Source organism: Novosphingobium sp. BL-S-34 (assembly GCF_056857015.1).
The window spans coordinates 382651-408839 of sequence record NZ_CM166472.1; the positions used below are offsets into that span (position 1 = coordinate 382651).

26 protein-coding genes are annotated in these 26189 nt (G+C 63.9%); 24 read left to right on the forward strand and 2 right to left on the reverse strand.

The annotated features are described in order from the left end of the window. Window positions 1-266: 266 nt before the first annotated feature. From AC1VV3_RS01785 to AC1VV3_RS01880, 20 genes are read left to right on the forward strand one after another with little or no spacing between them, the layout of a single operon-like run. A complete protein-coding gene (locus AC1VV3_RS01785) occupies window positions 267-641 on the forward strand; it encodes an NADH-quinone oxidoreductase subunit A (protein WP_132262557.1) in 375 nt (124 codons plus the stop codon). Further along, window positions 638-1207 carry a NuoB/complex I 20 kDa subunit family protein gene (locus tag AC1VV3_RS01790; RefSeq protein ID WP_132262559.1) on the forward strand — a complete coding sequence of 190 codons (570 nt, stop codon included), beginning with the start codon at window positions 638-640 and terminating at the stop codon, window positions 1205-1207. The genes AC1VV3_RS01785 and AC1VV3_RS01790 overlap by 4 nt, the downstream gene beginning before the upstream one ends. Before the next feature lie 7 nt (window positions 1208-1214). Next, window positions 1215-1964 carry an NADH-quinone oxidoreductase subunit C gene (locus tag AC1VV3_RS01795; RefSeq protein WP_431566602.1) on the forward strand — a complete coding sequence of 250 codons (750 nt, stop codon included), beginning with the start codon at window positions 1215-1217 and terminating at the stop codon, window positions 1962-1964. After that, window positions 1961-3172, forward strand: coding sequence for an NADH-quinone oxidoreductase subunit D (locus AC1VV3_RS01800; protein ID WP_132262562.1), 1212 nt, complete (start codon window positions 1961-1963; stop codon window positions 3170-3172). Before AC1VV3_RS01795 ends, AC1VV3_RS01800 begins: the two co-directional genes overlap by 4 nt. Then, a complete protein-coding gene (locus tag AC1VV3_RS01805; protein WP_431566603.1) occupies window positions 3169-3519 on the forward strand; it encodes a nuclear transport factor 2 family protein in 351 nt (116 codons plus the stop codon). The genes AC1VV3_RS01800 and AC1VV3_RS01805 overlap by 4 nt, the downstream gene beginning before the upstream one ends. A 13-nt stretch (window positions 3520-3532) precedes the next feature. After that, entirely contained in the window at window positions 3533-3733 is a 201-nt protein-coding gene (locus tag AC1VV3_RS01810; protein WP_132262565.1) for a hypothetical protein, read from the forward strand. Continuing rightward, window positions 3726-4394 carry a complex I 24 kDa subunit family protein gene (locus tag AC1VV3_RS01815; protein ID WP_431566604.1) on the forward strand — a complete coding sequence of 223 codons (669 nt, stop codon included), beginning with the start codon at window positions 3726-3728 and terminating at the stop codon, window positions 4392-4394. The genes AC1VV3_RS01810 and AC1VV3_RS01815 overlap by 8 nt, the downstream gene beginning before the upstream one ends. Then, on the forward strand, window positions 4394-5695 hold the full coding sequence (gene nuoF / locus AC1VV3_RS01820; RefSeq protein ID WP_134092828.1) for an NADH-quinone oxidoreductase subunit NuoF: 1302 nt from the start codon (window positions 4394-4396) through the stop codon (window positions 5693-5695). The genes AC1VV3_RS01815 and nuoF overlap by 1 nt, the downstream gene beginning before the upstream one ends. Further along, the gene (gene nuoG, locus AC1VV3_RS01825; RefSeq protein WP_134092829.1) at window positions 5695-7713 is read left to right on the forward strand and encodes an NADH-quinone oxidoreductase subunit NuoG; all 2019 of its coding nucleotides are present in this window, start codon (window positions 5695-5697) and stop codon (window positions 7711-7713) included. The genes nuoF and nuoG overlap by 1 nt, the downstream gene beginning before the upstream one ends. After that, complete coding sequence (gene nuoH, locus AC1VV3_RS01830; protein ID WP_132262572.1) at window positions 7710-8756, forward strand: NADH-quinone oxidoreductase subunit NuoH; 1047 nt, start codon at window positions 7710-7712, stop codon at window positions 8754-8756. The genes nuoG and nuoH overlap by 4 nt, the downstream gene beginning before the upstream one ends. Then, the gene (nuoI, locus tag AC1VV3_RS01835; RefSeq protein ID WP_132262574.1) at window positions 8753-9238 is read left to right on the forward strand and encodes an NADH-quinone oxidoreductase subunit NuoI; all 486 of its coding nucleotides are present in this window, start codon (window positions 8753-8755) and stop codon (window positions 9236-9238) included. Before nuoH ends, nuoI begins: the two co-directional genes overlap by 4 nt. Before the next feature lie 12 nt (window positions 9239-9250). Further along, window positions 9251-9868, forward strand: coding sequence for an NADH-quinone oxidoreductase subunit J (locus AC1VV3_RS01840; RefSeq protein WP_132262575.1), 618 nt, complete (start codon window positions 9251-9253; stop codon window positions 9866-9868). Beyond that, window positions 9865-10170 (forward strand): NADH-quinone oxidoreductase subunit NuoK, encoded by a 306-nt coding sequence (gene nuoK, locus AC1VV3_RS01845; RefSeq protein ID WP_132262577.1) that lies wholly within the window; start codon window positions 9865-9867, stop codon window positions 10168-10170. The genes AC1VV3_RS01840 and nuoK overlap by 4 nt, the downstream gene beginning before the upstream one ends. A gap of 4 nt (window positions 10171-10174) precedes the next feature. Next, window positions 10175-12307 (forward strand): NADH-quinone oxidoreductase subunit L, encoded by a 2133-nt coding sequence (gene nuoL, locus AC1VV3_RS01850; protein WP_431566605.1) that lies wholly within the window; start codon window positions 10175-10177, stop codon window positions 12305-12307. A 4-nt stretch (window positions 12308-12311) separates the two neighbouring features. Then, window positions 12312-13844, forward strand: a complete 1533-nt coding sequence (locus tag AC1VV3_RS01855; RefSeq protein ID WP_132262580.1) for an NADH-quinone oxidoreductase subunit M — start codon at window positions 12312-12314, stop codon at window positions 13842-13844. Next, entirely contained in the window at window positions 13844-15307 is a 1464-nt protein-coding gene (nuoN, locus tag AC1VV3_RS01860) for an NADH-quinone oxidoreductase subunit NuoN (protein ID WP_134092833.1), read from the forward strand. Before AC1VV3_RS01855 ends, nuoN begins: the two co-directional genes overlap by 1 nt. Next, window positions 15304-16020 (forward strand): biotin--[acetyl-CoA-carboxylase] ligase, encoded by a 717-nt coding sequence (locus AC1VV3_RS01865; RefSeq protein WP_431566606.1) that lies wholly within the window; start codon window positions 15304-15306, stop codon window positions 16018-16020. Before nuoN ends, AC1VV3_RS01865 begins: the two co-directional genes overlap by 4 nt. A 10-nt stretch (window positions 16021-16030) precedes the next feature. Continuing rightward, window positions 16031-16810 carry a type III pantothenate kinase gene (locus tag AC1VV3_RS01870; protein ID WP_132262586.1) on the forward strand — a complete coding sequence of 260 codons (780 nt, stop codon included), beginning with the start codon at window positions 16031-16033 and terminating at the stop codon, window positions 16808-16810. Further along, on the forward strand, window positions 16807-18432 hold the full coding sequence (locus AC1VV3_RS01875; protein WP_134092835.1) for a ribonuclease J: 1626 nt from the start codon (window positions 16807-16809) through the stop codon (window positions 18430-18432). The genes AC1VV3_RS01870 and AC1VV3_RS01875 overlap by 4 nt, the downstream gene beginning before the upstream one ends. Before the next feature lie 10 nt (window positions 18433-18442). Further along, window positions 18443-18733, forward strand: a complete 291-nt coding sequence (locus tag AC1VV3_RS01880) for a DUF1467 family protein (RefSeq protein ID WP_431566607.1) — start codon at window positions 18443-18445, stop codon at window positions 18731-18733. 59 nt (window positions 18734-18792) lie between these two features. Here the strand turns inward: AC1VV3_RS01880 and AC1VV3_RS01885 are convergent, their stop codons facing one another. Then, complete coding sequence (locus AC1VV3_RS01885; protein ID WP_431566608.1) at window positions 18793-21465, reverse strand: coiled-coil domain-containing protein; 2673 nt, start codon at window positions 21463-21465, stop codon at window positions 18793-18795. Window positions 21466-21534: 69 nt separating this feature from the next. On the opposite strand from AC1VV3_RS01885, the gene AC1VV3_RS01890 reads away from it, so the two are divergent. The 4 genes from AC1VV3_RS01890 to AC1VV3_RS01905 all read left to right on the forward strand — a co-directional run bounded on the left by AC1VV3_RS01890 (window position 21535) and on the right by AC1VV3_RS01905 (window position 25474). Further along, window positions 21535-21837: an Hpt domain-containing protein gene (locus tag AC1VV3_RS01890; protein WP_134092837.1), complete on the forward strand. Its 303-nt coding sequence runs from the start codon at window positions 21535-21537 to the stop codon at window positions 21835-21837. 90 nt (window positions 21838-21927) lie between these two features. Further along, the gene (locus AC1VV3_RS01895; protein WP_431566609.1) at window positions 21928-23109 is read left to right on the forward strand and encodes a hypothetical protein; all 1182 of its coding nucleotides are present in this window, start codon (window positions 21928-21930) and stop codon (window positions 23107-23109) included. A gap of 35 nt (window positions 23110-23144) precedes the next feature. Further along, the gene (locus AC1VV3_RS01900) at window positions 23145-24098 is read left to right on the forward strand and encodes a hypothetical protein (protein WP_431566610.1); all 954 of its coding nucleotides are present in this window, start codon (window positions 23145-23147) and stop codon (window positions 24096-24098) included. Continuing rightward, on the forward strand, window positions 24098-25474 hold the full coding sequence (locus AC1VV3_RS01905) for a sensor histidine kinase (RefSeq protein ID WP_431566611.1): 1377 nt from the start codon (window positions 24098-24100) through the stop codon (window positions 25472-25474). Before AC1VV3_RS01900 ends, AC1VV3_RS01905 begins: the two co-directional genes overlap by 1 nt. A 44-nt stretch (window positions 25475-25518) precedes the next feature. Here the strand turns inward: AC1VV3_RS01905 and AC1VV3_RS01910 are convergent, their stop codons facing one another. Next, on the reverse strand, window positions 25519-25740 hold the full coding sequence (locus tag AC1VV3_RS01910) for a hypothetical protein (RefSeq protein WP_132262599.1): 222 nt from the start codon (window positions 25738-25740) through the stop codon (window positions 25519-25521). Window positions 25741-26189: the final 449 nt, after the last annotated feature.

A 26189-nucleotide genomic window follows, 5' to 3' on the forward strand; every position in this document is an offset into this window, starting at 1 on the left:
CTTGCATGGGTGCCTCCAAGGGGGGCTTTGCCATTGAAATTGGCCAATCTCGCGGCTTCTGCGGGTTTCGCCGTGATGCGGCACGGTAACGAAGCATGTCGCCTCCAGTGCTTGTTGCGAACGACTTGCAACACCGCAGAGTTCAGCCATTTATTCCCTTCGGACACCTTGCAGAGGGGGAGGGGCTGGCCTAAGAGCGCCCGCAACGACCGGGCACTGCTTTTGGCATGAGTCCGGCTGCCGTATCCGGTATGAGGCCAGAACCATTGACTGATCTGTCACAATACCTGCCGATCCTGATCTTTCTCGCGATTGCACTCGCGCTTTCGTCGGTGATCGTGCTGCTGCCGATGGGTGTCGCCCGTCTGACCGGCACCCACAACCCGAGCGCCGACAAGAACAGCGAGTACGAATGCGGCTTCCCCGCTTTCGAAGATCCGCGCAGCCAGTTCGACGTCCGCTTCTATCTCGTGGCGATCCTTTTCATCGTCTTCGACCTTGAAGCCGCTTTCCTGTTCCCCTGGGCCGTCTCGCTGAAGATGACCGGTTGGGCTGGATGGCTGACGATGATGGTGTTCCTCGGCGAACTGGCCATCGGCCTCGCCTACGCATGGAAGAAGGGAGCTCTGGACTGGGAATGAGCACGCTCGTCAATTCCGCCGGTCAGCCTCTCGCTCCGGCCGCTAGCCAGGGTGGCGCGATCACGCCGCCCGATCAGTCCTTTTTTAAGGACCTCAACCAGGAAGTGTCCGACAAGGGCTTCCTCGTCACTTCGACCGAGGAACTCTTCCAGTGGGCCCGTACCGGCTCGCTGTGGTGGATGACCTTCGGCCTCGCCTGCTGCGCGGTCGAGATGATCCACGTCAACATGCCCCGCTACGACATGGAGCGCTTCGGCGCCGCGCCGCGCGCTTCCCCGCGCCAGTCGGACGTGATGATCGTGGCCGGCACGCTGTGCAACAAGATGGCCCCGGCACTCCGCAAGGTCTACGACCAGATGTCGGACCCGAAGTACGTCATCTCGATGGGCTCGTGCGCCAACGGCGGCGGCTACTATCACTATAGCTACAGCGTCGTGCGCGGCTGCGACCGCATCGTTCCGGTCGACATCTACGTGCCGGGCTGCCCTCCGACCGCGGAGGCGCTGCTCTACGGCGTGATGCAGTTGCAGCGCAAGATCCGCCGCGCCGGCACGCTCGAGAGGTAAGGGCACGATGACCGTTCTGCATTCCGCCCCCAAGTTCGCCTCGAACGACGGCGTGATCGAGGCTCTTTCGGCCGCGCTCGGTGACGTGGTCGTTGCTGCCAAGGAAGAGCACGGCGAAGTCGTGCTCACCGTTGCACGCGACCAGATCGAGAACGTTCTTCGCCTGCTGCGTGACCATCACGAATACCAGCAGCTGATGGAAATGGCCGGCGTCGACTATCCGTCGCGGGCCGAGCGTTTCGAAGTCGTCTACATGCTGCTTTCGGTGACGAAGAACCATCGCATCATGGTGAAGGTTTCGGCTGCCGAGAACACGCCAGTGCCGACCGTGACCACGCTGTGGCCCAACGCGGGCTGGCTCGAGCGCGAAGTGTTCGACATGTACGGTGTGATCTTCGCCGGCAACCCGGACCTGCGCCGCATCCTGACCGACTACGGTTTCGAAGGCCACCCGTTCCGCAAGGACTTCCCGCTGACCGGCTATGTCGAACTGCGCTATTCCGAAGAGGACAAGCGCGTCGTCTATGAGCCCGTCAAGCTGGCCCAGGACTTGCGCCAGTTCGACTTCATGAGCCCCTGGGAAGGCGCGGAATACGTGCTTCCCGGCGACGAGAAGGTTGCCCAGCAGCCGGCTCCGCCGCCCGTGGCCGAACCGAAGACGACCGAGAAGAAGGCCGATACCGGCGCCGGTGACAAGGCGAACGACAAGGCCGCTCAGCCGTCCGGCGACAAGTCCGAAAAGGGAGACGACAAGTGAGCATCCAGCTCGAGCAGTCGCCGACCACCGGCGATGAAGTCATCACCAACTACACGATCAACTTCGGTCCGCAGCACCCTGCGGCCCACGGCGTTCTGCGCATGGTCATGGAACTCGATGGCGAGATCATCGAGCGCATCGATCCGCACGTCGGCCTGCTGCACCGCGGCACCGAGAAGCTGATCGAGCACAAGACCTACCTCCAGGCGCTGCCGTATTTCGACCGCCTGGACTATTGCTCGCCGCTGGCCATGGAACATTCCTATGTCCTGGCGATCGAGAAGATGCTCAACCTCGAAGTGCCGATCCGCGCGCAGTATCTGCGCGTGCTGTTCGCCGAGCTGACCCGCATCTGCAACCACATGCTCAACATCGGCTCGCACGTCATGGACGTGGGTGCGATGACCCCGAACCTGTGGCTGTTCGAAATTCGCGAGGACTGCCTCAACTTCTTCGAACGCGCATCGGGCGCCCGCATGCACTCGGCCTGGTTCCGCCCCGGCGGCGTCCACCAGGACGTGCCGCTCAAGCTGCTGACCGACATCGCCGACTGGCTCGACACGCGCCTGCCGACGCTGTTCGAGGACGCGATGAGCCTCGTGGTCGACAACCGCATCTTCAAGCAACGCAATGTCGACATCGCGCTGGTGAGCAAGGAAGACGCGCTGGCCTGGGGCTTCTCCGGCCCGATGATCCGCGGCGCGGGCATTCCCTGGGATATCCGCAAGGCGCAGCCTTACGATGTCTATGACCGCATGGACTTCGAGATCCCTGTCGGCACCAACTCGGACTGCTACGACCGCTTCATGGTCCGCGTCGAGGAAGTGCGCCAGTCGGCTCGCATCATGAAGCAGTGCCTGGCAGAGATGCCGGAAGGCCCGATCGCTTCCGATGACCGCAAGGTCGTTCCGCCCAAGCGCGGCGAGATGAAGCAGTCGATGGAATCGCTGATCCATCACTTCAAGCTCTACACCGAAGGCTTCCATGTGCCTGCCGGTGAAGTCTATGTCGCCACGGAAAGCCCGAAGGGTGAATTCGGCGTCTATCTCGTGTCGGACGGCTCCAACAAGCCGTACCGCTGCAAGATCCGCCCCACCGCCTTCTCGCACCTCCAGGCGATGGACTTCATGTCGAAGGGTCACATGCTGCCTGACGCGACCGCCATTCTCGGCGCCATCGACGTCGTGTTCGGGGAGTGCGACCGTTGAGCCGTCTCGCCATCGCAGAGGCCATGATCGCCGCCTACAATGCGCAGGACGCCGATCTCTACGTGACCTACATGACCGACGAAGCCTGCGAAGCGAACTATCGCGGCGCAGTCGTTCGTGAGGGCAGGGAAGGTACGCGCTCGGGTCTCAAGACGGCTTTCGCCAAGTGGCCGGAAAACCGGGCCGAGATCGTTTCGCGCGAAGAGACCGACAACTACGTCGTCCTTCGCGAGCACGTCACGCGCGGGCCGGCCACGGACGGTTCCGATCTCGTCGAGCCTTTCGATGTCCTCGCTGTCTACAGCTTCGAGGGCGACAAGTGCTCGCGCGTAGAATTCATCCGGTGAGGGAGCTCGTTCGATGAAGTTCAACACGCTCGAATTGACCCGCATCTGGGCCGCGGTGACCGGCGTTTCGCTGGCGCTGTGGTACTTTGCCGCCGTCTATCTCGACCTCCAGCCTACGGCGCTGCTGCCGATGCTGGTGACCGCGATCGGCGGTTTCGAATTGTTTCTTTTCGGCCAGGACCAGTGGCTGAAGCGCAGGGGTAAGCATGGCTGACCGCTATATCGAACCCGACTCGCCCGAACTTCGGGCCCGTTGGGGCAATTTCACCTGGACCGCCGAGAACGCCGAAAAGGCGAAGGATGTCGTGTCCCGCTATCCCGAAGGGCGCCAGCGCTCGGCGGTGATGCCGTTGCTCGACCTCGCCCAGCGCCAGGTCGGCGCCGAGCTGAACACGCAGGGCTGGTTGCCGATCCCGGTGATGGAATATATCGCCGCCTATCTCGACATGCCGGTCATCCGCGTGGTCGAGGTCGCGTCGTTCTACACCATGTACAACATCGCGCCGATCGGCCGTTTCCACGTCCAGGTCTGCGGCACCACGCCTTGCATGCTGCGCGGGTCGGACGATCTGCTGGCCACCTGCAAGTCGCGCGGGATGAAGAAGGGCCACATTTCGGAGGACGGCATGTGGTCGTTCACCGAGGTCGAGTGCATGGGCAACTGCGCCTCGGCACCGATGGTCCAGATCAACGACGACAACTACGAAGACCTGACGTCGGACCGCCTGAACGCGGTTCTCGATGCTCTGGTGCGTGGTGAAACGCCAAAGGCCGGCACCCAGGATCCCGCCCGTCACACGGTGGAACCGGTGGGCGAGCCGACCAATCTGGCCGCGATGACTACGTCCAATCATGACTATCGGAGTGAGTGGTAATGGCTCTCGCCGACAAGGACCGCATCTTCACCAACCTCTACGGCTATCAGCCGTGGAACCTGAAGGAAGCGCAGGCGCGCGGCGCCTGGGACAACACCAAGGCGCTGATCGAACGCGGCCGTGATGCTATCATCGACGAGATGAAGGCTTCGGGCCTGCGCGGTCGCGGCGGTGCTGGCTTCCCGACTGGCATGAAGTGGTCCTTCATGCCCAAGCAGCCGCCGCTCGACCAGGCCGGCAACCCGAAGCCCAGCTTCCTCGTGATCAACGCAGACGAATCCGAACCGGGTTCGTGCAAGGATCGCGAGATCATGCGGCACGATCCGCACCTGCTGTTCGAAGGCGCGCTCGTCGCGGGCTTCGCCATGGGTGCGCGCGCGGCCTACATCTACATTCGCGGCGAATATATCCGCGAAGCAGAGACCCTGTTCGCGGCGCGTGAAGAGGCTTACGCGGCCGGTCTGCTGGGTAAAAACGCCTGCGGTTCGGGCTACGATTTCGACGTCTTCGTCCATCGCGGCGCCGGCGCCTACATCTGCGGCGAAGAAACCGCGATGATCGAGAGCCTCGAAGGCAAGAAGGGCCAGCCTCGCCTGAAGCCGCCGTTCCCGGCAGGTGCAGGTCTCTATGGCTGCCCGACCACGGTCAACAACGTCGAATCCATCGCCGTCGCCCCGACCATCCTGCGTCGCGGTGCGGCGTGGTTCTCCAGCTTCGGCCGTGAGAACAACAAGGGCACCAAGCTCTTCCAGATCAGCGGGCACGTGAACCGTCCCTGCGTGGTCGAGGAAGAGATGTCGATCCCGTTCAGCGAGCTGATCGAACGTCACTGCGGCGGCATTCGCGGCGGCAAGGACAACCTGCTGGCGGTGATCCCCGGCGGTTCGTCGGTTCCGCTGGTTCCGGCTGCCGACATCTGGGACGCGCCGATGGACTTCGACGGTCTGAAGGCGGTCGGCTCGGGCCTCGGCACCGCGGCCGTCATCGTCATGGACAAGTCCACCGACATCGTCCGCGCCATCAGCCGCATCTCGTACTTCTACAAGCACGAGTCCTGCGGCCAGTGCACCCCTTGCCGCGAAGGCACGGGCTGGATGTGGCGCGTGATGGAGCGCCTGCGCACCGGTGATGCTGAAGTCGAGGAGATCGACATGCTGCAGCAGGTGACCAAGCAGGTCGAAGGCCACACCATCTGCGCCCTGGGCGATGCGGCCGCATGGCCGATCCAGGGCCTGATCAAGCACTTCCGTCCGGAGCTTGAGCGCCGGATCGCCGATAACGTCCGCGAGGCTGCCGAGTAATGCCCAAGGTCAAAGTCGATGGCGTCGAGATCGACGTCCCCAACGGCGCAACCGTGCTGCAGGCCTGCGAGCTTGCCGGCAAGGAAATCCCGCGCTTCTGCTATCACGAACGCCTGAGCATCGCCGGCAATTGCCGCATGTGCCTGGTCGAAGTGAAGCCCGGACCGCCCAAGCCCCAGGCTTCGTGCGCGCTTCCGGCCACCGAAGGCCAGGAGATCCGCACGGACTCCGAAATGGTCAAGAAGGCGCGGGAAGGGGTGATGGAGTTCCTCCTCATCAACCACCCGCTCGACTGCCCGATCTGCGATCAGGGTGGCGAGTGCGACCTTCAGGACCAGTCGGTGGCCTACGGTCGCGGGGCTTCGCGCTATGACGAGAACAAGCGCGCCGTCACCGAAAAGTACATGGGCCCGCTCATCAAGACCCAGATGACGCGCTGCATTCACTGCACCCGCTGCGTGCGTTTCTCGGAAGAGATCGCCGGCGTGGACGAGATCGGCGCGCTCTATCGCGGCGAGAACATGCAGATCACCACTTATCTCGAACATGCTGCAAAGCACGAGATGTCGGCCAATGTGATCGACCTCTGCCCGGTCGGTGCGCTCACCTCGCGTCCCTACGCTTTCGAAGCTCGTCCCTGGGAGCTCAAGAAGACGCTGGGCATCGACGTGTCTGACGCCACTGGCGCCAACATCCGTATCGATGCGCGCGGCCGCGAAGTGCTGCGTGTGCTTCCTCGTAACAACGACGACGTCAACGAGGAATGGATCAGCGACAAGGCGCGCTACATGGTCGACGGGCTTACAAAGCGCCGTCTCGACAAGCCGTTCCTGCGCCGTGACGGCAAGCTCGTCGCGGTCAGCTGGAACGAGGCGTTTGCCGCCATCGCCACGTTGAACCCGGGCAACTCGATCGCCGCCGTCGCTGGCGACATGGTCGATTGCGAAACGATGTTCGCCGCCAAGAAGCTGGTCGGCGCGCTCGGTTCGACGCTCATCGAAGGTCGCCAGACCGGGATGGACTATGCGACGGGCAGCCTGGCCGCCGTCAATTTCAACTCCACCTTCTCGGGCATCGAGACGGCGGACGCGATCCTGATCGCCGGCAGCAACGTGCGTTGGGAAGCCCCGCTGCTCAACGTTCGCCTGCGCAAGGCGGTGAAGCGCGGCGCCAAGGTGTTCCTGGTCGGTCCCGAGTGGGAAACCACGTTCGGTGGCCAGTTCCTGGGCGAAGACCTCTCGGTTCTCGGCAATCTGCCGCAGAACGTCGTCGATGCCCTGTCGAACGCCAAGCGTCCGGCAGTCATCCTCGGCGGTGCGGCGCTCGGCCGCGGCGGTCTGGAAGCCGGTCTTGCGCTGGCAGGCCAGTTCAACCTCGTTCGTGATCTCGAAGACGGCACCAAGTGGAACGGCTTCAACGTCCTCCACATGGCGGCCTCGCGCATGGGCGGCCTGATGCTCGGCTACGCGCAGAAGGGCGGCATCGCCGACCTCGTCGCCGCCAAGCCCAAGGTCCTGATCGCGCTCGGCGCCGATGAAGTGGACTTCACCCAGTTCGCCGGTTCGATGATCGTCTATATCGGTCACCACGGCGACAAGGGCGCCCACGCGGCCGACGTGATCCTGCCGGCCTCGGCCTACACCGAGAAGGCAGGCACTTACGTCAATACCGAGGGCCGGGTGCAGTGGGCCGACAAGGGCGTGTTCGCGCCGGGCGACGCCCGGGAAGACTGGACCATCCTGCGCGCCCTTGCCGACGCTTTCGGCGTCTCGGTCGGGTTCGACAGCTTCGATCAACTGCGCAACGCAATGATCGCGGAAGTTCCTGCACTTGGCAGCGAGGGTCTTGCTGACTACGGGAGCGTTCTGCCGAACGGTGGCGGTTCCGCTGCCGGCCAGATCGCCTATCCGATCAAGGACTTCTACATGACCAACCCGATCGCCCGCGCGAGCGCGGTCATGCAGCGTTGCTCGGCCGAACTGCTCCACGGTGAAGACCTGGCGGAGGCCGCGGAATGACCGCATTCTTCCAGAATCTCGGGATGAGCTTCGAGTGGGCATGGTTCGTGTCCACCGTCTGCGGCATCCTGCTCATCGCGCTGCCGCTGATGCTGGCCGTCGCCATGATCATCTATGTCGACCGCAAGATCTGGGCTGCCATGGCGCTGCGCCGCGGTCCCAACGTGGTCGGCCCGTTCGGTCTGCTCCAGTCCTTCGCGGACGGTTTGAAGGTCTTCCTTCAGGAAACCATCGTTCCTTCGGCTGCGAACAAGGGCCTGTTCCTGATCGCGCCGATCGTGACTTTCACGCTGGCGCTGCTCTCCTGGGCGGTGATCCCGTTCAACTCGGGCGCGATCCTGGCCAACATCAACATCGGCCTGCTCTACATCCTCGCGATCAGCTCGCTGGGTGTCTACGGTACGATCATGGCGGGCTGGGCTTCGAACTCGAAGTACCCGTTCTTCTCGGCCATGCGCGCTTCGGCGCAGATGATTTCCTATGAAGTCTCGATCGGCTTCATCCTGATCTGCGTCGTTCTCTGGGCGGGCACGTTCAACATGAACGACATCGTCTGGGCGCAGAAGGGCCACGTCTTCGGCATCATCAACGGCTTCGTCGCGAACCCGCTGCTGTTCCCGATGTGGGTGATGTTCCTTATCTCGAGCCTTGCGGAAACCCAGCGCGCCCCCTTCGACCTTGCCGAAGCGGAATCGGAACTCGTTGCCGGCTACCAGACCGAATATTCGTCGATGGCTTTCGCTGCCTACTGGCTGGGCGAATATGCCAACGTGCTCCTGATGTGCGCGCTCAACGCGACGCTGTTCTGGGGCGGATGGCTGCCGCCGCTCGACATTCCCGTTCTGTACCTCGTGCCGGGCTTCGTTTGGTTCCTGCTCAAGGTCTTCTTCTTCTTCTTCGTGTTCAGCTGGATCAAGGCCACCGTTCCCCGGTACCGCTATGACCAGTTGATGCGTCTGGGCTGGAAGGTCTTCCTGCCCGTATCGCTGCTGTTCGTCGTAATCGTCAGCGGCTACCTCATGGCTACCGGACACTTCGCATGACCGTCGGACAACTCATAAAGAGCTTCACGCTCTGGGAGTTCGTGAAGGCGCATTGGCTGACCTTGAAGTACTTCTTCAAGCCCAAGGCGACGATCAACTACCCCTTCGAGAAGAACCCGCTTTCGCCCCGCTTCCGCGGCGAGCACGCCCTTCGTCGTTATCCCAACGGCGAGGAACGCTGCATCGCCTGCAAGCTTTGCGAAGCGATCTGCCCGGCGCAGGCGATCACGATCGAGGCCGCACCGCGTGTCGACGGTTCGCGCCGCACCACGCGCTATGACATCGACATGACGAAGTGCATCTACTGCGGTTTCTGCCAGGAAGCCTGCCCGGTCGATGCCATCGTCGAGGGGCCGAACTTCGAATATGCGACCGAAACGCGCGAAGAACTGCTCTACGACAAGGCCAAGCTACTGGCGAACGGGGACAAGTGGGAGCGTGCTATCGCCGCGAACCTTGAAGCCGACGCACCGTACCGATAGGGGGCCGCGGACATGATCCAGACTTTAGCCTTCTACCTCTTCGCAGTACTCACGATCGCTTCGGCGGCCGCGACCATCCTGTCCCGTAACCCGGTGCATTCGGTGCTGTTCCTGATCCTGGCGTTCTTCAACGCCGCCGGGCTCATGATGCTCACCGGCGCCGAGTTCATCGCCATGCTGCTGATCATCGTCTACGTCGGCGCGGTCGCGGTGCTGTTCCTCTTCGTCGTCATGATGCTCGACATCGACTTCGCCGAGCTGCGCGCGGGCTTCGTCAAGAACTTCCCGTTGGGCATGCTGGTCGCCATCGTGCTCCTGGCCGAGATGGTGCTGGGCCTTGGCGCCTACAAGGCCGGCGCGCTGAACCTCGGTACGCCGGACGGCACGGCGGTAACGCCGGCAGGCGCTTCCAATATCGAGGCGATCGGCGGACTGCTCTACAGCCGCTACTTGTTCCTGTTCGAGGCGGCCGGCCTGATCCTGCTCGTCGCGATGGTTGGTGCCATCGTCCTGACTCACCGTCAGCGCGGCGATACGCGCGGCCAGAAGGTCAGCAAGCAGATCGCGCGTCGTCCCGATGAGGCGACCGTCAACGTCAAGCCCGAAGTCGGCAAGGGGGTTTCGCTGTGATCGGCGTCGAACATTACGTGGTCGTGAGCTCGATCCTCTTCGTGCTCGGCGTCCTCGGCATTTTCCTCAACCGCAAGAACGTCATCGTTCTGCTCATGGCGATCGAACTGATCCTGCTTGCGGTCAACATCAACCTCGTCGCGTTCAGCGCAGCCCTGCACGACCTCACGGGTCAGATCTTCGCGATGTTCGTGCTGACGGTCGCTGCCGGCGAGGCCGCAGTGGGGCTCGCAATCCTCGTGATCTATTTCCGCGGCCGCGGCAGCATCGCTGTCGACGACGTCAACCGGATGAAGGGATAAGGCCTTGCACCCGATCCTATTCATCGTCTTCCTGCCGTTACTGGCAGCGATCATCGCCGGGCTGGGCAACAAACAGCTGGGCAATGTTCCCGCAAAGGTCCTGACGACCGGCGCGCTGTTCATTGCCTGCGCGCTCAGCTGGCCGATTTTCATCGGCTTTCTCACCGGTAGCGCCGAAGCCAGCGTCATTCCGGTGCTCAAGTGGGTCCAGTCGGGCGCCATGAGCTGGGACTGGTCGCTGCGCGTGGACTCGCTCACTGCAGTCATGCTCGTGGTCGTCACTTCGGTATCTGCGCTCGTGCACCTCTATTCCTGGGGCTACATGAGCGAGGAGCCGGATCAGCCGCGCTTCTTCGCCTATCTGTCGCTGTTCACGTTCGCCATGCTCATGCTGGTGACCGCGAACAACCTGGTGCAGATGTTCTTCGGTTGGGAAGGCGTCGGCCTGGCCTCGTACCTCCTGATCGGCTTCTGGTTCCGCAAGCCTTCGGCCGGCGCCGCCGCGATCAAGGCCTTCGTGGTCAACCGCGTCGGCGACCTTGGCTTCATGCTCGGCATCTTCGGCTGCTACCTGGTGTTCGGCACCGTTTCGATCCCCGAGATCCTGAACGCCGCGCCCAGCATGGCCGCATCGACGATCGGCTTCCTCGGCTACCGCTTCGACACGATGACGGTGATCTGCATCCTGCTGTTCATCGGTGCGATGGGAAAGTCGGCGCAGCTCGGCCTGCACACCTGGCTTCCGGACGCGATGGAAGGCCCGACCCCCGTGTCGGCGCTGATCCACGCGGCCACGATGGTCACCGCCGGTGTCTTCATGGTCTGCCGCCTGTCGCCGCTGTTCGAAACCAGCGAGACGGCGATGCACTTCATCGCATTCATCGGTGCCTGCACCTGCTTCTTCGCGGCCACCGTCGGCTGCACGCAGTGGGACATCAAGCGCGTCATCGCCTATTCGACCTGCTCGCAGCTCGGCTACATGTTCTTCGCAACCGGTGTCGGCGCTTATGGCGCGGCCATGTTCCACCTGTTCACGCACGCGTTCTTCAAGGCGCTGCTGTTCCTGGGGGCAGGGTCGGTCATCCACTCGATGCACCACGAACAGGACATGCGTTTCTACGGCGCGCTGCGTAAGCACATCCCGATCACCTTCTGGACGATGACCGCGGGTACGCTGGCCATCACCGGCGTCGGTATCGCGGGCTTCGTGGGCTTCGCAGGCTTCTATTCGAAGGATGCAATCCTCGAGGCGGCCTTCGGTTCGGGCACGGCAGTGGGCGGTTTCGCCTTCTGGATGGGTATCGCAGCCGCGCTCATGACGAGCTTCTATTCGTGGCGCCTGGTCTTCCTGACCTTCTTCGGCAAGCCGCGCTGGATCCAGTCGGAGCACATCCAGCACGCCGTTCACGATGCCCACGGCCATGGTCACGACGATCATGCGCATGACGCACACGGTCACGGTTCTGCCGCTGAAGAAGATGCGGGCGAGAGCACGGATCACCATGATGCCCATGCCCATGCCGCACCTGCGCTGGGCGTGAGCGGACCGAATTATGACACGCATGGCGACGGTACGGGTGGCTACCATCCGCACGAGAGCCCGCTGGTAATGCTTGTGCCGCTGATCGTCCTTGCGATCGGCGCCGTGGCTGCGGGCTTCGTCTTCCAGCACGCCTTCGTCTCCGAGGGGACCGGCGAATTCTGGAAGGGCGCCCTGGTCTTCCACGAGCACCTGATCCACGCCATGCACGGCGTGCCGACCTGGGTGAAGTGGGCACCGTTCACGGTGATGGCGCTGGGCCTGCTGACGGCATGGTACGGCTACATCAAGAACCTCTCGTTCCCCAAGGCAGTCGCCGAACAGCTCGGGCCGGTCTACACCTTCGTGTACCGCAAGTGGATGTTCGACGAGCTTTACAACGCCATCTTCGTCCGTCCGGCTTTCTGGCTCGGCAAGGTGTTCTGGAAGGTCCTGGATATCGGCGTGATCGACAAGTTCGGTCCCGACGGTGCGGCCTGGGTCGTCGCCAGGGGTTCGACTTACGCGCAGAAGGTCCAGTCGGGCTATCTGTACAGCTACGCACTTGTCATGCTGCTGGGCCTTGTCGGCGCCATCAGCTGGGTGATCGCGGGATAAGATGATGAGTGGTTTTCCGATCCTCAGTCTGATGTTGCTGGTGCCGCTCGCGGCGGCACTGGCGTGTCTTTACCTTGATGCCAAATCGGCACGCATGGTGGCGCTTCTCGCCACCCTTGCGAACCTTGCCCTTGGCGTCGTCCTCTGGATGAACTTCGACGTCGGCGGCGCGCAGTGGCAGTTCCAGGAACGGCACGAGCTGTTCTCCGGCTTCTCCTACGCCCTTGGCATCGATGGTATCGCGTTGCTCCTGATCGAGCTTTCCGTCTTCCTCATGCCGATCTGCATCGGCGCGAGCTGGAATTCGATCGAGAAGCGCGTGGGCGAATACATGGCGGCCTTCCTGCTCGTCGAAACGCTGATGATCGGCGTGTTCACGGCCCAGGATATCTTCCTGTTCTACATGTTCTTCGAAGCCGGCCTCATCCCGATGTACCTGATCATCGGCATCTGGGGCGGCGCGGATCGCATCTACGCCTCGTACAAGTTCTTCCTCTATACGCTGCTCGGCTCGGTGCTGATGCTCGTGGCGATGTTGTGGATGGTCCACACCGCCGGCACGACGTTCGTCCCGACGTTGATGACTTACGACTTCGATCCGCAAGCCCAGACCTGGCTCTGGCTCGCCTTCTTCGCCAGCTTCGCGGTGAAGATGCCGATGTGGCCGGTCCACACCTGGCTTCCGGCGGCGCACGTTCAGGCGCCGACCGCAGGCTCGGTGATCCTGGCGGGCGTGTTGCTGAAGATGGGTGGCTACGGCTTCATCCGCTTCTCGCTGCCGATGTTCCCTGAAGCCTCGGCCTACTTCGCGCCGCTGGTCTGGGGCCTGTCGATGGCCGCCGTCGTCATCACCTCGCTCATCGCGCTGGTGCAGGACGACATGAAGAAGCTGATCGCCTATTCGTCGGTCGCGCATATGGCGATCGTGACCATCGGTCTCTTCGCCTTCAATCCGCAGGGTCTCGAAGGCTCGATGCTGGTCATGCTCAGCCACGGCCTCGTTTCGGGCGCCTTGTTCCTCTGCGTCGGCATCATCTACGACCGTCTGCACACCCGTGAGATCGCCCGTTACGGCGGCCTTGCCATCAACATGCCGCGTTACGCGCTGTTCTTCCTGCTCTTCACGATGGCCTCGATCGGCCTTCCGGGCACCAGCGGTTTCGTCGGCGAATTCCTGAGCCTCGGCGGTATCTACCAGGTTTCGAGCTGGACGGCGCTGATCTGCACCACCGGTATCATCCTGGGCGCTGCCTACATGCTCTACCTCTATCGCCGTGTCGTCTTTGGCGACCAGAAGAATGCCGATGCCGCCGCCATGGCCGACCTCGACTTGCGTGAATACCTGATGGTGATCCCGCTCGGTCTCGCGGTGCTGTGGATGGGCGTCTACCCCGAGAGCTTCATCGCTCCGATGCGCGCAGACATTGCCGCGCTCGACGCCCGGCTCGCTCGCGCAAAGCCGGAAGGAGACGCCAAGTTGGCCATGGGCAAGGAAAAGCCTGCGCACGAAGAAGCCGCGCATGAGGGGGCACACTGATGGACTGGTCACAGTCGCTGCGCCTGATCGCGCCGGAAGAAACGCTGAGCATCGCAAGCCTCGTCTTGCTCCTGATGGCCGCCTGGGGCGGTGACAAGGCCGCAAAGCTGATCTCCGTTCTCGCCGTGGCGGCGCTCGTCGCCGCCGGTGTCCTCGTTGCCCCCGCGCTTTGCGGCGGTCACATGGGCGCTGACACTTCGGCCTTCTTCGGCCAATTCCGTGCCGACGCTTTCGCATCTTACGCCAAGATCCTGATCTACCTCTCGGCCGCCGTGTCATTGGTAGTAGCCCCGGCCTACTTCGACCGCTTCAAGGCGATGCGCGCGGAGTATCCGGTGCTGGTCCTGCTCGCCTCGCTGGGCATGGGCATGATGGTTTCGGCCACCGACCTGCTGACGCTCTACATCGGCCTCGAGATGAACTCGCTCGCGGCCTATGTGCTGGCGGCCTTCCTGCGCACCGACGGCCGTTCGGCTGAAGCGGGCCTCAAGTACTTCGTGCTGGGCGCGCTGGCTTCGGGCATCATGCTCTTCGGCATGAGCCTGACCTACGGTTTCGCCGGAACCACCTCGTTCGCCGGTATCAGCGCCTCGATGGCGCAGGGCCTCTCGAACGGCGCGCTGTTCGGCATCGTGTTCGTCTTTGCAGGTCTTGCCTTCAAGATCAGCGCCGTGCCGTTCCACATGTGGACGCCCGACGTCTATGAAGGCGCACCGACTCCGGTGACCACGCTCTTCGCCACGGCCCCGAAGGTCGCCGCAATGGGCCTGACCATGCGCGTTGCCATCGAAGCCTTCGGCGACCAGGCAGCCGCCTGGCAGCAGATCGTGGTCTTCGCGGCGCTTGCCTCGATCGTCGTCGGTGCTCTTGGCGCCATCGGCCAGTCGAACATCAAGCGACTGATGGCCTATTCCTCGATCAACAACGTCGGCTTCATGCTGGTTGGCCTTGCCGTGGCAACCCAGCAGGGCGTTTCGGCCATGCTGTTCTACCTCGCGATCTACGTCGCGATGTCGGTCGGCGGCTTCGTTGTGATCCTGATGCTCAAGGATGCCGACGGCAACCCCGTTGAGGATCTCGGCAAGATGGCCGGTCTGTCGCGCACCCGTCCGGGCCTGGCCCTGGCGCTGGCGATGGTCATGTTCAGCCTTGCCGGTATTCCGCCGATGTTCGGCTTCTGGGGCAAGTTCCTGGTCTTCAAGGCCGCTGTCGACGGTGGCATGATCGCTCTTGCGGCCATCGGCTTTGCGGCTTCCGTCATTGGCGCCTTCTACTATCTGAAGGTCGTCAAGGTCGTCTATTTCGACGAACCGGCCGATGTGGTGAAGGGCGAGAGCGATGTCTGGCACAAGCTGATCCTCGTGCTGGCCTGCATCTTCATCTCGCCGCTGGGCTATCTGGCCAGCAAGTGGCTGGGCGGGCTGGCTGACACGGCCGCAGCGGCCCTGTTCTCCGGCCTTTGATAGAGGTCGTAGAAGAGACCGCATCGACCAACGCGGACCTCGTTCGGCGCCTGGGCGCCGGCGAGGGGCTGGCGGAAGGTTACTGGCTGCGTGCGGTGCGACAGAGCGCCGGACGCGGCCGCCGCGGCCGGGAATGGTCCTCGCCCGAAGGCAATCTCTACGCCAGCACCGTCGTCGCGCTGAGAGCCGATGACCCCTGGGTTCACACCCTGGCTTTCGTCGCCGCGCTTTCCGTGCACGACCTCATGCTTTCGCAGCTTGGGGCTGGCGCGGATTGCCAGCTCAAGTGGCCGAACGACGTGCTGGTCGGCGGCGCCAAGATCTGCGGCATCCTGCTGGAGCGCAGGGGCGATCATGTGATCGTCGGGATCGGCGTCAACGTCGTCACGGCGCCGGAACTTGCTGACCGCGCGACAACGTCGGTCCGCAAGGCAAACCCTGAAAATCGCAGCGACGCACATACCGTTCTCGGCGATCTGGCAGACCGCTTCGCGGCGCGTCTTGCGCAGTGGCGCATGGAAGGGCTGGCCTCGACGCTGGCCGACTGGACGCGTCATGCTCATCCTCCGGGAACGCCGCTCTTGGTGACGCTGGACGAGGAAGGGCTGCTGCCAGGTGCCTTTGCTGGGCTTGACCCGGACGGAGCATTGCGCTTGCGTCTGGCCGACGGGTCCCTACGTGTCGTTCACGCCGGTGACGTTTCGCTCGCCTGAAGGAAATTCCATGCTGCTTGCCATCGACGCCGGCAACACCAATGTCGTCTTCGCTCTGTTCGAGGGACGCACTTTGCGCGGGCGCTGGCGCATTGCCACGGACCCCCGCCGCACGGGTGATGAATATGCGGTATGGCTCATGCAGCTACTCTCGATCCGCGGCGTAGCGGCGGAAGAGATCAAGAGCATCATCATCTCGACCGTGGTCCCGCGCGCGCTACACAATCTCGAGATACTTTGCCGACACTATTTCGATGTCGAACCGCTGGTGGCGGGCGTCGGCAAGGCGGACTACGCGATCGACATCGACGTCGATCAGCCCAAGTCGCTCGGCGCCGACCGTGCGGTCAACGCCATTGCCGCGCATGAACGACACGGGGGCGATCTCATCGTCGTCGATTTCGGCACTGCCACCACCTTCGACGTGGTAGACTACAACGGCGCCTACAAGGGCGGCATCATTTCGCCGGGCATCAACCTGTCGCTGGACGCGCTGGTGGGCAATACGGCCAAGCTGCCGCGCATCGCCATTGCCGTACCCACGACGAAGAGCGTGATCGGTCGTAATACCGAGGACCAGATGCTGATCGGCGTGTTCTGGGGCTATGTGGCGATGATGGAGGGCCTGATCGCCCGCATGCGCAACGAGATAGGTCGCCCCGCCAAGGTCATCGCGACCGGCGGGCTGGCCGTACTGTTCGACGAGGCTTCCGATATTTTCGACGCGGTCGATCCCGACCTGACGCTCGAAGGCCTCGCCATTCTTGCCGAAAGGGCATCCAAGAAGTGATTCCAGGTAACGAACTGCTGTTTTGCGCGCTCGGTGGCTCGGGCGAGATTGGCATGAACGTCAATCTCTACGGCTGCCAGGGCAAATGGCTTATGGTCGACCTGGGCATGACCTTCGGCATGAACGAATATCCCGGCGTGGACCTGGTTTTCGCGGACCTCGATTTCATCGAGGGTGAGCGCGAAAACCTGCTGGGGATCGTCCTCACTCACGCGCATGAGGATCACATCGGCGCGGTTCCGTATTTTGCCGAGGAACTGAACGTTCCGATCTACGCCACGCCCTTCACCGCGCGCCTGGTGGCGGCGAAGCTGGAGGAAGCGGGCATTCTTGACCGGGTCGAACTGATCGTCATCGATCACCTCGACCAGTTCCAGCTCGGACCATTCGGTATTCGCTACGTGCCGCTTGCGCACTCGATTGCCGAGGGCAACGCCCTACTGATCGACACGCCGTTCGGCCGCATCTTCCATACCGGTGACTGGAAGCTGGACGACGAGCCCCAGGTGGGCACGCCCGCGACCCAGGCCGAACTGACCGAAATCGGCGACAACGGCGTGCTGGCGCTCGTCTGCGATTCGACCAACGTCTTCAACCCCGAGGCGTCCGGTTCCGAAGGCGAGGTCTATCGCGGCCTGCTGGAGGAAGTGAAGCGGCACCGCGGCCGCCGGGTTCTGGTGACCACCTTTGCTTCGAACGTGGCCCGTCTTCAGACGCTGGGCGAGGTGGCCCGCAAGACCAACCGCAAGCTCTGCGTTGCGGGTCGCTCGCTGGACCGGATCATCGAGACCGGGCAGGCCAGCGGCTATCTCAAGAAGCTGCCCGAACTGGTCGATGTCGAAACCGCGATGGATCTGCCACGCGGCGAAGTGCTGATCGTCGCAACGGGCGGACAGGGCGAGCCGCGCGCGGCGCTTTCACGGATTTCCGAGGGCAATCATCCGATCAAGCTGGAGAAGGGCGATGTCGTCCTGTTCTCCAGCCGCCAGATTCCTGGAAACGAGATCCCGATCGGACGTATCCAGAACCGGCTCTCGGACGCTGGCATCGTCATCGTCACGGACCGTCAGAGCATGATCCACGTTTCGGGCCATCCCGGGCGGCCCGAACTGGTGGCGCTATATGGTTGGCTCAAGCCCGAGATCCTGCTCCCGGTCCATGGCGAAATCCGCCACATGCGCGAACAGGCGAGGCTCGGCGTGGAAAGCGGCATTCCGCACGCGGTGTTCCAGAAGAACGGCGATCTCGTGCGCCTGGCGCCCGGTCGTCCGGGCAAGTTCGGCGAGGTCCATTCCGGGCGGCTGATCCTTGATGGCGATATCATCGCGCCCGCCGATGGCGACGCTATGGTCATGCGGCGCCGGATCGCCTTTAACGGTGTGGTTTCGGTCGCCGCGGATCGCCGCGGCAACGTCCAGGTCGCGGCGATTGGGCTCCCGCTCGACGAGGACTACGCCAAGTTCATTGACGAGGCGCAGCGCGATGTCGCCAATGCCCTGGGCAAGGCGAAGAAATCGGACCGCGAAGTTCGGGTCGAGGCGGCCCGCCTGGCCGCCCGCCGCGCGGCTACGCGCTGGTCGGGCAAGAAGCCGCAAGTGCAGGTCATGCTGCTGGAGGATTGAGGCGATGGCGATGCAATGGACTTCGATGGTGGCGATCTACGGCCTGTTCTGGGTCCTGAGCGCCTTTCTCGTCATGCCTTTCGGTCTTCGTACGCCCAACGAAGTGGAAGGTTTTCGCGTCGAAAAGGGCCATGCGGACAGCGCCCCGGTCAATTTCCAGCCGCGCCTGATCGCGAGGCGCGCCACGCTGCTGGCGGTCGTGCTTTTCGGGCTCTACTACGTGAATTATGCCCAGCAGTGGATCACGGTTGGCGATCTCAACTTCTTCGGGAAGCCGCCGGTTCAGGACCTCGGATACTGAGGGTCACAAAAAAGCCCGCCTGATGAAGGCGGGCTTTTTCATGTCGCATTGCCGAGCGATCAACTGCGCAGACGTTCGATTCCCTGAGCCAGTGCGACATAGAGCTTGCCCATGTCCGACGAGAGCAGGGTGACGCCCAGCGCATTGCCGTCGCGGGTTGAGAGGACCTGTCGCAGGATCGATTCGAAGTCGTGGATGTAGCGGCTGACGTGCTCGCGGAAGGCATCTTCGCGTTCGAACAGCTGCTGGATCGATTTGATTTCCCCGGCATCGAGCAGCGAAACAGCCCGGCGCGTGAAGATCCCGCGATCGCCGCGGAGATAGGAGGCCCAGGCGGTGTCGGAAACATCGCTCGATAGTGCCGAGGCAATGTCGATGGCGTTGGAATTCAGGGACTCGGTGATCAGCGCCACGCGGCGGGCGAAATCGTTGTCGACCTGCTCCTCGGCCTGCTCGCGCGCCTGGGTGACGCGGCTTTCGAGATTGCCGACGAGGTCTTCGACCTTGGAGAGCTGTTCGCGAAGCTGGATGGTCGCTTCGCGGGCGGCGCCGGAAGCATGGGCTACGGCCTGATCGAGCTGGCCGGTTACTTCCGCGACGCGCGTGCGCATGGAGCGATCGATGGCCTGGGCGCTTTCCGTCCCGAGGTTTTCCGCCACCTGGGCGATGCGCGCGGCGCTGTCGGTCTCGATCGCGCCGACGGAGTCCTCGATCGACTTGCCAAGCGCTGCAAGGGCGGCCTGCAGTTCGGTCTGGGCCCGGCCGGCAGCGGTTTGCGTTGCCGTGTCGATATCGGTGATGGACGTGTGCAGGACGCGCAGCAGGTCGGCGTGTGCGGCGCCGTGCTCCGAGAGGTCCGAATGCATCGCGGAAAGCTCGTCCGCGAAATCCTTGAGGTTGGTGCCGGACTGCTCGACGCCGCCTGCGAGTTCCTCGCCGCTCCTGGCCGATTGGCGCAGAGCCTCCAGAACGCTGGCAATACCGGCATGAAGGCGGTTGAGGCGCTCCTCGGAGACGACCAGCGCCTCGGGAAGATCGTTATGGGCAAAGCGTGCGCTGCCCTGGATCAACTCCAGCAGCCGTACGCTCGTCTCGGTGAGCTTTTCGACTTCGCCATCGGTCGCCGAGAGCGTTGCACGGGCGGCCGTGAGGCGCTCGGTCAATTGTGCCAGGCTGCCGCGCAGACGGGTTTCCAGGGCTTCGCTGCTGCCGACGATGGCGCCGAAACGGGCTTCATATTCGCCAAGTTCGCCGCTTACGGCCACGGCGCGTTCGCTCAGAGCCGATGCCTGCAGGCGCTGATTTTCAAGGCGTTCGGCGATGGCATGGTCGAGATTGCCAAGCATCTGGTCGATGCGCGCAATGGCGTGGCGTTCCTGTTCGGCCTGGCGGGCCTGACGCTCACCGAGTTCGCCCGCAAGCCGTTCGCGGCGGGCCGAAATCTCGCGGTCAAGGTTTTCGGCATCGTTGCCGATCGCCTCCAGGCTGCCACGCAGCGCGGACAGAGCCGTGTCCTGAGCGCGGGTGATGCCGCGCGCCACTTCGCCCTGTTCCTCGTGCAGGTCGTCGAGCGCCTGCCGCCAGGCTTCTGCGGCGCGGCCTTCGCCATCGCGCAAGGCGCGCGAGACGACGTCGCTTTCCTCACGCAAGGCCACGAGCCGGGCGCGAAGCGAAGTGAGGCTTTCTTCCTCATGACGGTCGAGCTGTCCGCGGGTCTGCGCGATTTCTTCCTCGAGCGCTTCGGCCCGGGTTCGAATGGATTCGAGTGCAGCGACTTCGTGACCGTCAAGCTCGCTGCGGAAGGCCGTCCCGCGTTCGGAAAGCAGGTCGAAGCGCCGGTCGGCCAGGGCAGCGACCTGTTCGCCGCGTGCATGGATTTCGGTCAGCGCCGCTTCCACGGATTCCCGCAGCCGGGCAACCTGCCGTTCGCTGGCGGAGCCGAACTCGTTCAGGCGATTGAAGCCGTTGATCATGTCTTCCAGCTGGACATGGGCGGCGCGGCCGGCGTTGCCGATATTGTTAGTGACGTCCTTGGCGGAACTGGCGATGACGGGGAGCTGGTTGCGCAGTTTCTCCATGTTATCGAGAGCGGCCTGGCTGACTCCGCTGATCGATTCCACGCGCGAGCCGTTCTCGCGGATCAGGCCCTGCAAGCGCTCAGCGTTTGCGGAAAGCCGCTCTGTGGCAATGCGCCCCAGCGATTCCAGATCGCGCGACTGGGCGGCGATGAATTCCCGCGCCAGGCTGAGTTCGCGGTTGACGGTGGTCAGGCGCGTTTCAAGCTGGGCGGACTCGTTCGACAGCGCCCGAGCGACATTGCCGAAACGCCTGCTTTCGCGCGAGCTGTGGCGCAGGACCAGCAGCCAGACCATGCCGACCAGCAAGAGCGGCACGGCCCACTGCACGACAAGGGCGGGGACTGTGTCGAGGCTCAGGGTCTCGAAATGGGGAGAGAGGGCGTAGAGAAAGAACGCCGTCCAGCCCAAGGCCGCGGCGCCGGCCAGCGAAGGGGCCAGCCAATCGCGCGAGGGGGCGGCAAGGGCCGGTTCCTCGGTGGCGACCCAGGCATTGCGCCAGGCATCTTCCGAAATCGCTTCTGCGGGTTCCGGCGGCGAAACGCCCACTGCCAAGGTTTCGTTCATGCGGTCTTCCGAGTTTCCGTCCGCAGTGCGGGCCGAATTGTCTTCGCTGCCATTCGCGCCGAGCGCGACGATCCTGTTTTCCCCAGCCATGGGATCAGGATACCACGCGGGAGGCACCTATAAAGCCCACTTTAACCCTTTGGGCATTAAGCTGGGGAAATGGCTTATGAAGCAGGTGCCCTCGAAGCGACCCTCGCCGCGGCAGCGGGCGGGGATCCCGCGCTTTTCGCGGAGTTGCGCGCGTCCTATCTGGAAAGCGTGGCGCGGCAGGCCGATCTGCTGTCCCGCTCCCGTTGCGATGGCAATTGGCACCTTGCGGCCATGCGGCTGAAGGGGCTGGCGGCCAGCTTCCATTCGGCCCAGCTCCTGGCCCTGGCGGAGCAGGCGCTGGACGGCGCTCCCGGCGAACCCGGAGTTATACGGCGCCTCGATGCCTATCTTGCCGAGTTTTCCGCCAGCTGATGCAAGCGTCGCGCTTGGCACCGGGCTGCCCTTTGCCTAAGTGGCTAAGGGTCGCTGGAGGTTAACACACTGCGTATCGCATTGCTCGCCATGATGGAGCCTGCCGTGGCGGGTCAGTCCCTGCCGCGCGCCTTCCTGCGCGTGGGCGGCGCGACCCTGGCGCAGCATCAGCTCGGGCTCGCCCTTGCGCTCGATTGCCAGCGGGTGATCTGCCTCGCGAAGGGGCCCTCGGCGGAGATGATCGCCCTTCAGCACATGGCGGAGAACGCCGGCCTGCAATTCCATATCGCCACCGGCGCGAGACCGCTTGCTGGGCTGGTGACGGCGAATGACGAACTGGTCGTGATAGGGGAAGGGCTCTTCGTCGAGCCCGCCGGCGTCGTGCCGCTGCTTGAGGGCAGGGCGCCGGCCGTGCTTGTCCAGCCGGTCGAAGGCGGGCTGGCCGCCGGGTTCGAGCGCATCGACATCAACCGGGCGAGCGCTGGATTGATGCGAATCCCGGGGCACCTGGTGGAAAACCTTCAGGAGCTTCCAGGCGATTGCGATGTGCACTCCGCACTGACACGGATCGCGCTGCAAGCGGGCGTACCGATGCGCGAAGTTCCCGTGGCCGTGCGCAGCGGCGTCGATTGGCGGCTGATTCGCGACGAAGCCGAAGCTCACGCGGTAGAGCTGGAATGGTTGCGCGGGCGTTTCGCCGATGGCGACAGCGTCTCGCCGGGCCGGGCCGTTGCCCGTTACGGCGTGCTGACGTTCGGATCCTCGCTGCTCCATGCGGGCAATGCCAGCAACATGTTGAGCCTCGGCGTGCTCGTGGCGGTGGCGCTGGCAGGCGGCCTTGCCTGGTTCGGTTTCGTGACGATCGCCTTCCTCTCGCTGGTGGCAGCCGCGTTGCTGGTCGAGGCGAGCCGGCTGCTGCGCTCGGTAGAGCGGCAGGCGCTGGGGCAATTGCCGCCCGCGATCCCGCGCGCCGATGTGCTGCGCTGGCTGGTCGACACGCTTTTCGGGCTGTCGCTGCTGGCCGCCATTCCCCGGCTCGGGGGCGAATCGCTCATTTCGTGGATGTTCCCACCGGCCATGCTGATGATGCTTCTGGCCCTGATTCCCCGGTTCGTGACCGGCAAGGTGGCGTCGCTGGCGACAGACCGTGCCACATTGGGACTTGTGCTGGCTTTTGCCGCAGGATTCGGGCAAGTTGAGCCGTTGGTGGAAGTTCTGGCGATCACGCTCGTTGTGGTCGGCATGGCTCTTCCGCTACGTCGGAAGGACTAACCGGGGCTTAACCAGATACAGGGTATACGGGACGGATGATCGACAACGCTGTTCATCCGGCCGACGACCAGACCGCGGAGGCTTTGCTCCGTGCGGACCTGGCGCGCGGCGATGCCATGGCCGACAGCGTGCTGCCGATACTGCAGTACTTGCTCGCGGCCGAGGACAGTGCGCTTTTCAGCGACGAAATTCTTGCGCGCGTGCGCGGCGTGCTGGCGGATCTGGCGCGCCAGATCGTTGAGCCGCTTCACCTGGGCGGTGCGGATTCCGGCTCGCTTGTCGAAGACATCGAAGACATGGCACGCCTCTTCATGGCGGATCCGCTGCTTCTGTCCCACGTCCATGCCATGGCCCTGGAATGGCAGATGACCGAGCGGTTGCAGACGCGCCTGGCGCTGGATCCTGTCGTTCCCCCGCTCGTCCAGGCAATGCTGGCCTCGGCCGAAGGTGCCACGCACGCCTTGGCCGTGACCTGGCTCGCGTCGCAGGCGCGTTGGTGCCAGGCGCAGCGGCGCATGAGCCTGCCCTTGTCCGAACTGCCGGGAGATCTGCTCCACCGCCTGATCCTCGCCGTGCGCAGCGCGATGGCGGCGCGGCCCATCATGGGCGAACGCCTCGTGCTGGTGGAAGCCGCTATCCGCCAAAGCTATGACGAAGGTGCCACTCGCCTGGGCCTGGCCTCGCGTTTGCTGACCGGGCTTGGCGGCGCCTTCCATATCGCCCTTTCCGTGAGTCACGCGGGCGCGGCGCTGTTCTTCACGGCGCTTGCGGCGGGCTCCGGCCTGCGGCGTGAGGCGGCGGTGCTCGCAACCCATGAGGCGCAACTGGCCAGGCTGGCGTTGGCCCTGCGGGCGGCCGGACTGAAGGCGGCGGACATCGAAAAGCAGTTCCTTGCCATTCATCCCGAAGCGATGCTGCCCGAAGGCTTCGAGAGGCTGGGCGCGGGCGTGGCGGCTTCGATCCTGGCCAGCGGACGGCAGGGCGGCTGATGCTGATGGAAGGTACCATTCTTGCCCGCGCAGTCAGCGACGCGCAGGACAGGCTGCTCGAAGCGGACGAGCCCCTGGCTGGACTTCAGGAGCGCTGCGGCGGCGAACTGCCCGGCACCATCGCCATTCCTGAATTGCTCGAACTGGTCCGCAAGGCTCGGCGTTACGGCTTCCGCCTTGCGCGCGCCGTCACCGCCCATGATGGCGGGGACGTGATCACGGCCTGGGTCGAAGTGGAACCGCAGGGTCTGGGCGAAGGATGCCAGATCGTCGTCCGCAACTGGCAGGCCGCTCCCGCGCCCGTCGAGGATGCGGCTTCGGTGGAGCGGCGGCGCACGATGATCGACCGGCACCTTGCCGAGTTGAGCGCCCAGCTCGATGCCGATCAGCGGGTACTCACGGTCCTGTCGGACAGCCCGGAACTGGCCGGGGTCGCGGCGGCGATGGAGGCCGGTTTCGGCGGCCACTGGACCGACTTCCTGCCGCCCGAGAAAGTCACTCACAAGCAGCCGCTGCACTGGCGCCTGCTCGACGGATCGCGCGTGGTCGTTTCGGGATCGCGCCGGTCGTGGCGCGTTTCGCTCGTTCCGCACATGCGGCCCGGTTTCGATCCGGCGGGCTTCGAGCTTCTGCTGGTGTCGGACACGCCCGGCACTTCGGCCGCGGCCGTTCGCGAACCGATGGAGCCTATGCTTCGCCGCAGCCTCGTCGGACATGATCTGGCGCCGGTGCTGCGTCAGCCGATCTCGCGGATCATCGCCAATGCCGAGACGATCCGCACGCGGCTCGCCGGACCGCTGCCGGACGCCTACGCGGAGTATGCGGGCGAAATCGCCGGCGCTGGCAAACTGCTTCTGGGATTGCTGGAAGATCTCGCCGATCTCGAAGTGGTCGAGACGGAAGGCTTCAGCACGGCGCCGGACCGGGTGGACCTATCGGAGCTGGCCCGGCAGGCCGCCGGCATCCTGAATGTCCGCGCTCAGGAAAAGGGCATCGCCATAGAGGCGCCGCATGGCTCGGAAGTCCTGCCGGCAGTGGCGGAATATCGCCGCGTCCTGCAGGTTCTGTTGAACCTCATCGGCAATGCCATTCGCTACTCGCCGGAGCGCTCGCACATCTGGATCCGCCTCGAAACGCTGGGCGATCGCGCCCGGATCATCGTGGCGGACCAGGGACCGGGGCTGTCGCAAGAGCAGCAGGGCAAGATCTTCGACAAGTTCGAACGGCTCGGTCGCAGCGGAGACGGCGGTTCCGGCCTCGGCCTCTACATTTCGCGCAGTCTGGCGCGGGCCATGGGCGGCGATCTGCTGGTGGACAGCGCACCGGGGCAGGGCGCGCGCTTCATTCTCGAAGTGCCCGCCGACCTTCCGGGCTGATCAGCGGCGCCTGTTCACAGGCGTCTCCTTCACAGGCGCTCCCTTCACAAGCGGTGATCGTTGGCATCCTTGCCGCGACGCGCCAGCCACAGCAGGATGACGCCCACCGCCGCCATGACCGCGCCGCGCACGGCCCAGGAGCGGTCATCCAGCATCATGCTGTCGCTCGGCCACGAGATGATCCCCGTGCCTTGGCCGACCCAGAGCAGGCCCACGACGATGCCGAACAGTCCTATGACAAAGGCAAGAAGCCTGAGGAATGACATTACAATTCCTCCTGTTTTATCTTGTGAAAAGGCCGGGTTTGCGCGGCTATCTTAGGACGTGACACGGGAAAGCTCCGGTAACCGCGGTCACGTTCTTGGTGCCCGGCAAGGCGGTGGACCGGCATCGATCCGAGCTTCGGCCGGGGGCGAGCACGCGTTTGACCCATGTCTTCGGCTTCTACAGCCCCGGCTCGTGGATCTCGAGCCGGGAAAACCCCCGCCAAGCTCAGGAAAAACATGGAATCCGGCCGGAAAGCACTGAGGATCATCTGCTAACGCCCCCGTAGCCAATGCTTTGTTGCTGCCCTGAAAGCTATCGCTTGGCCTCTCTCATATCAAGCACTTGTACATAGCGGCCTTAACCAGGTGCCGCGCCGGCGGGCTGCCTGAATGCGCGCGCACAAAAAGAAAGGACCCCGCTTGCGCGAGGGCCCTCCTGTTATCGGTGC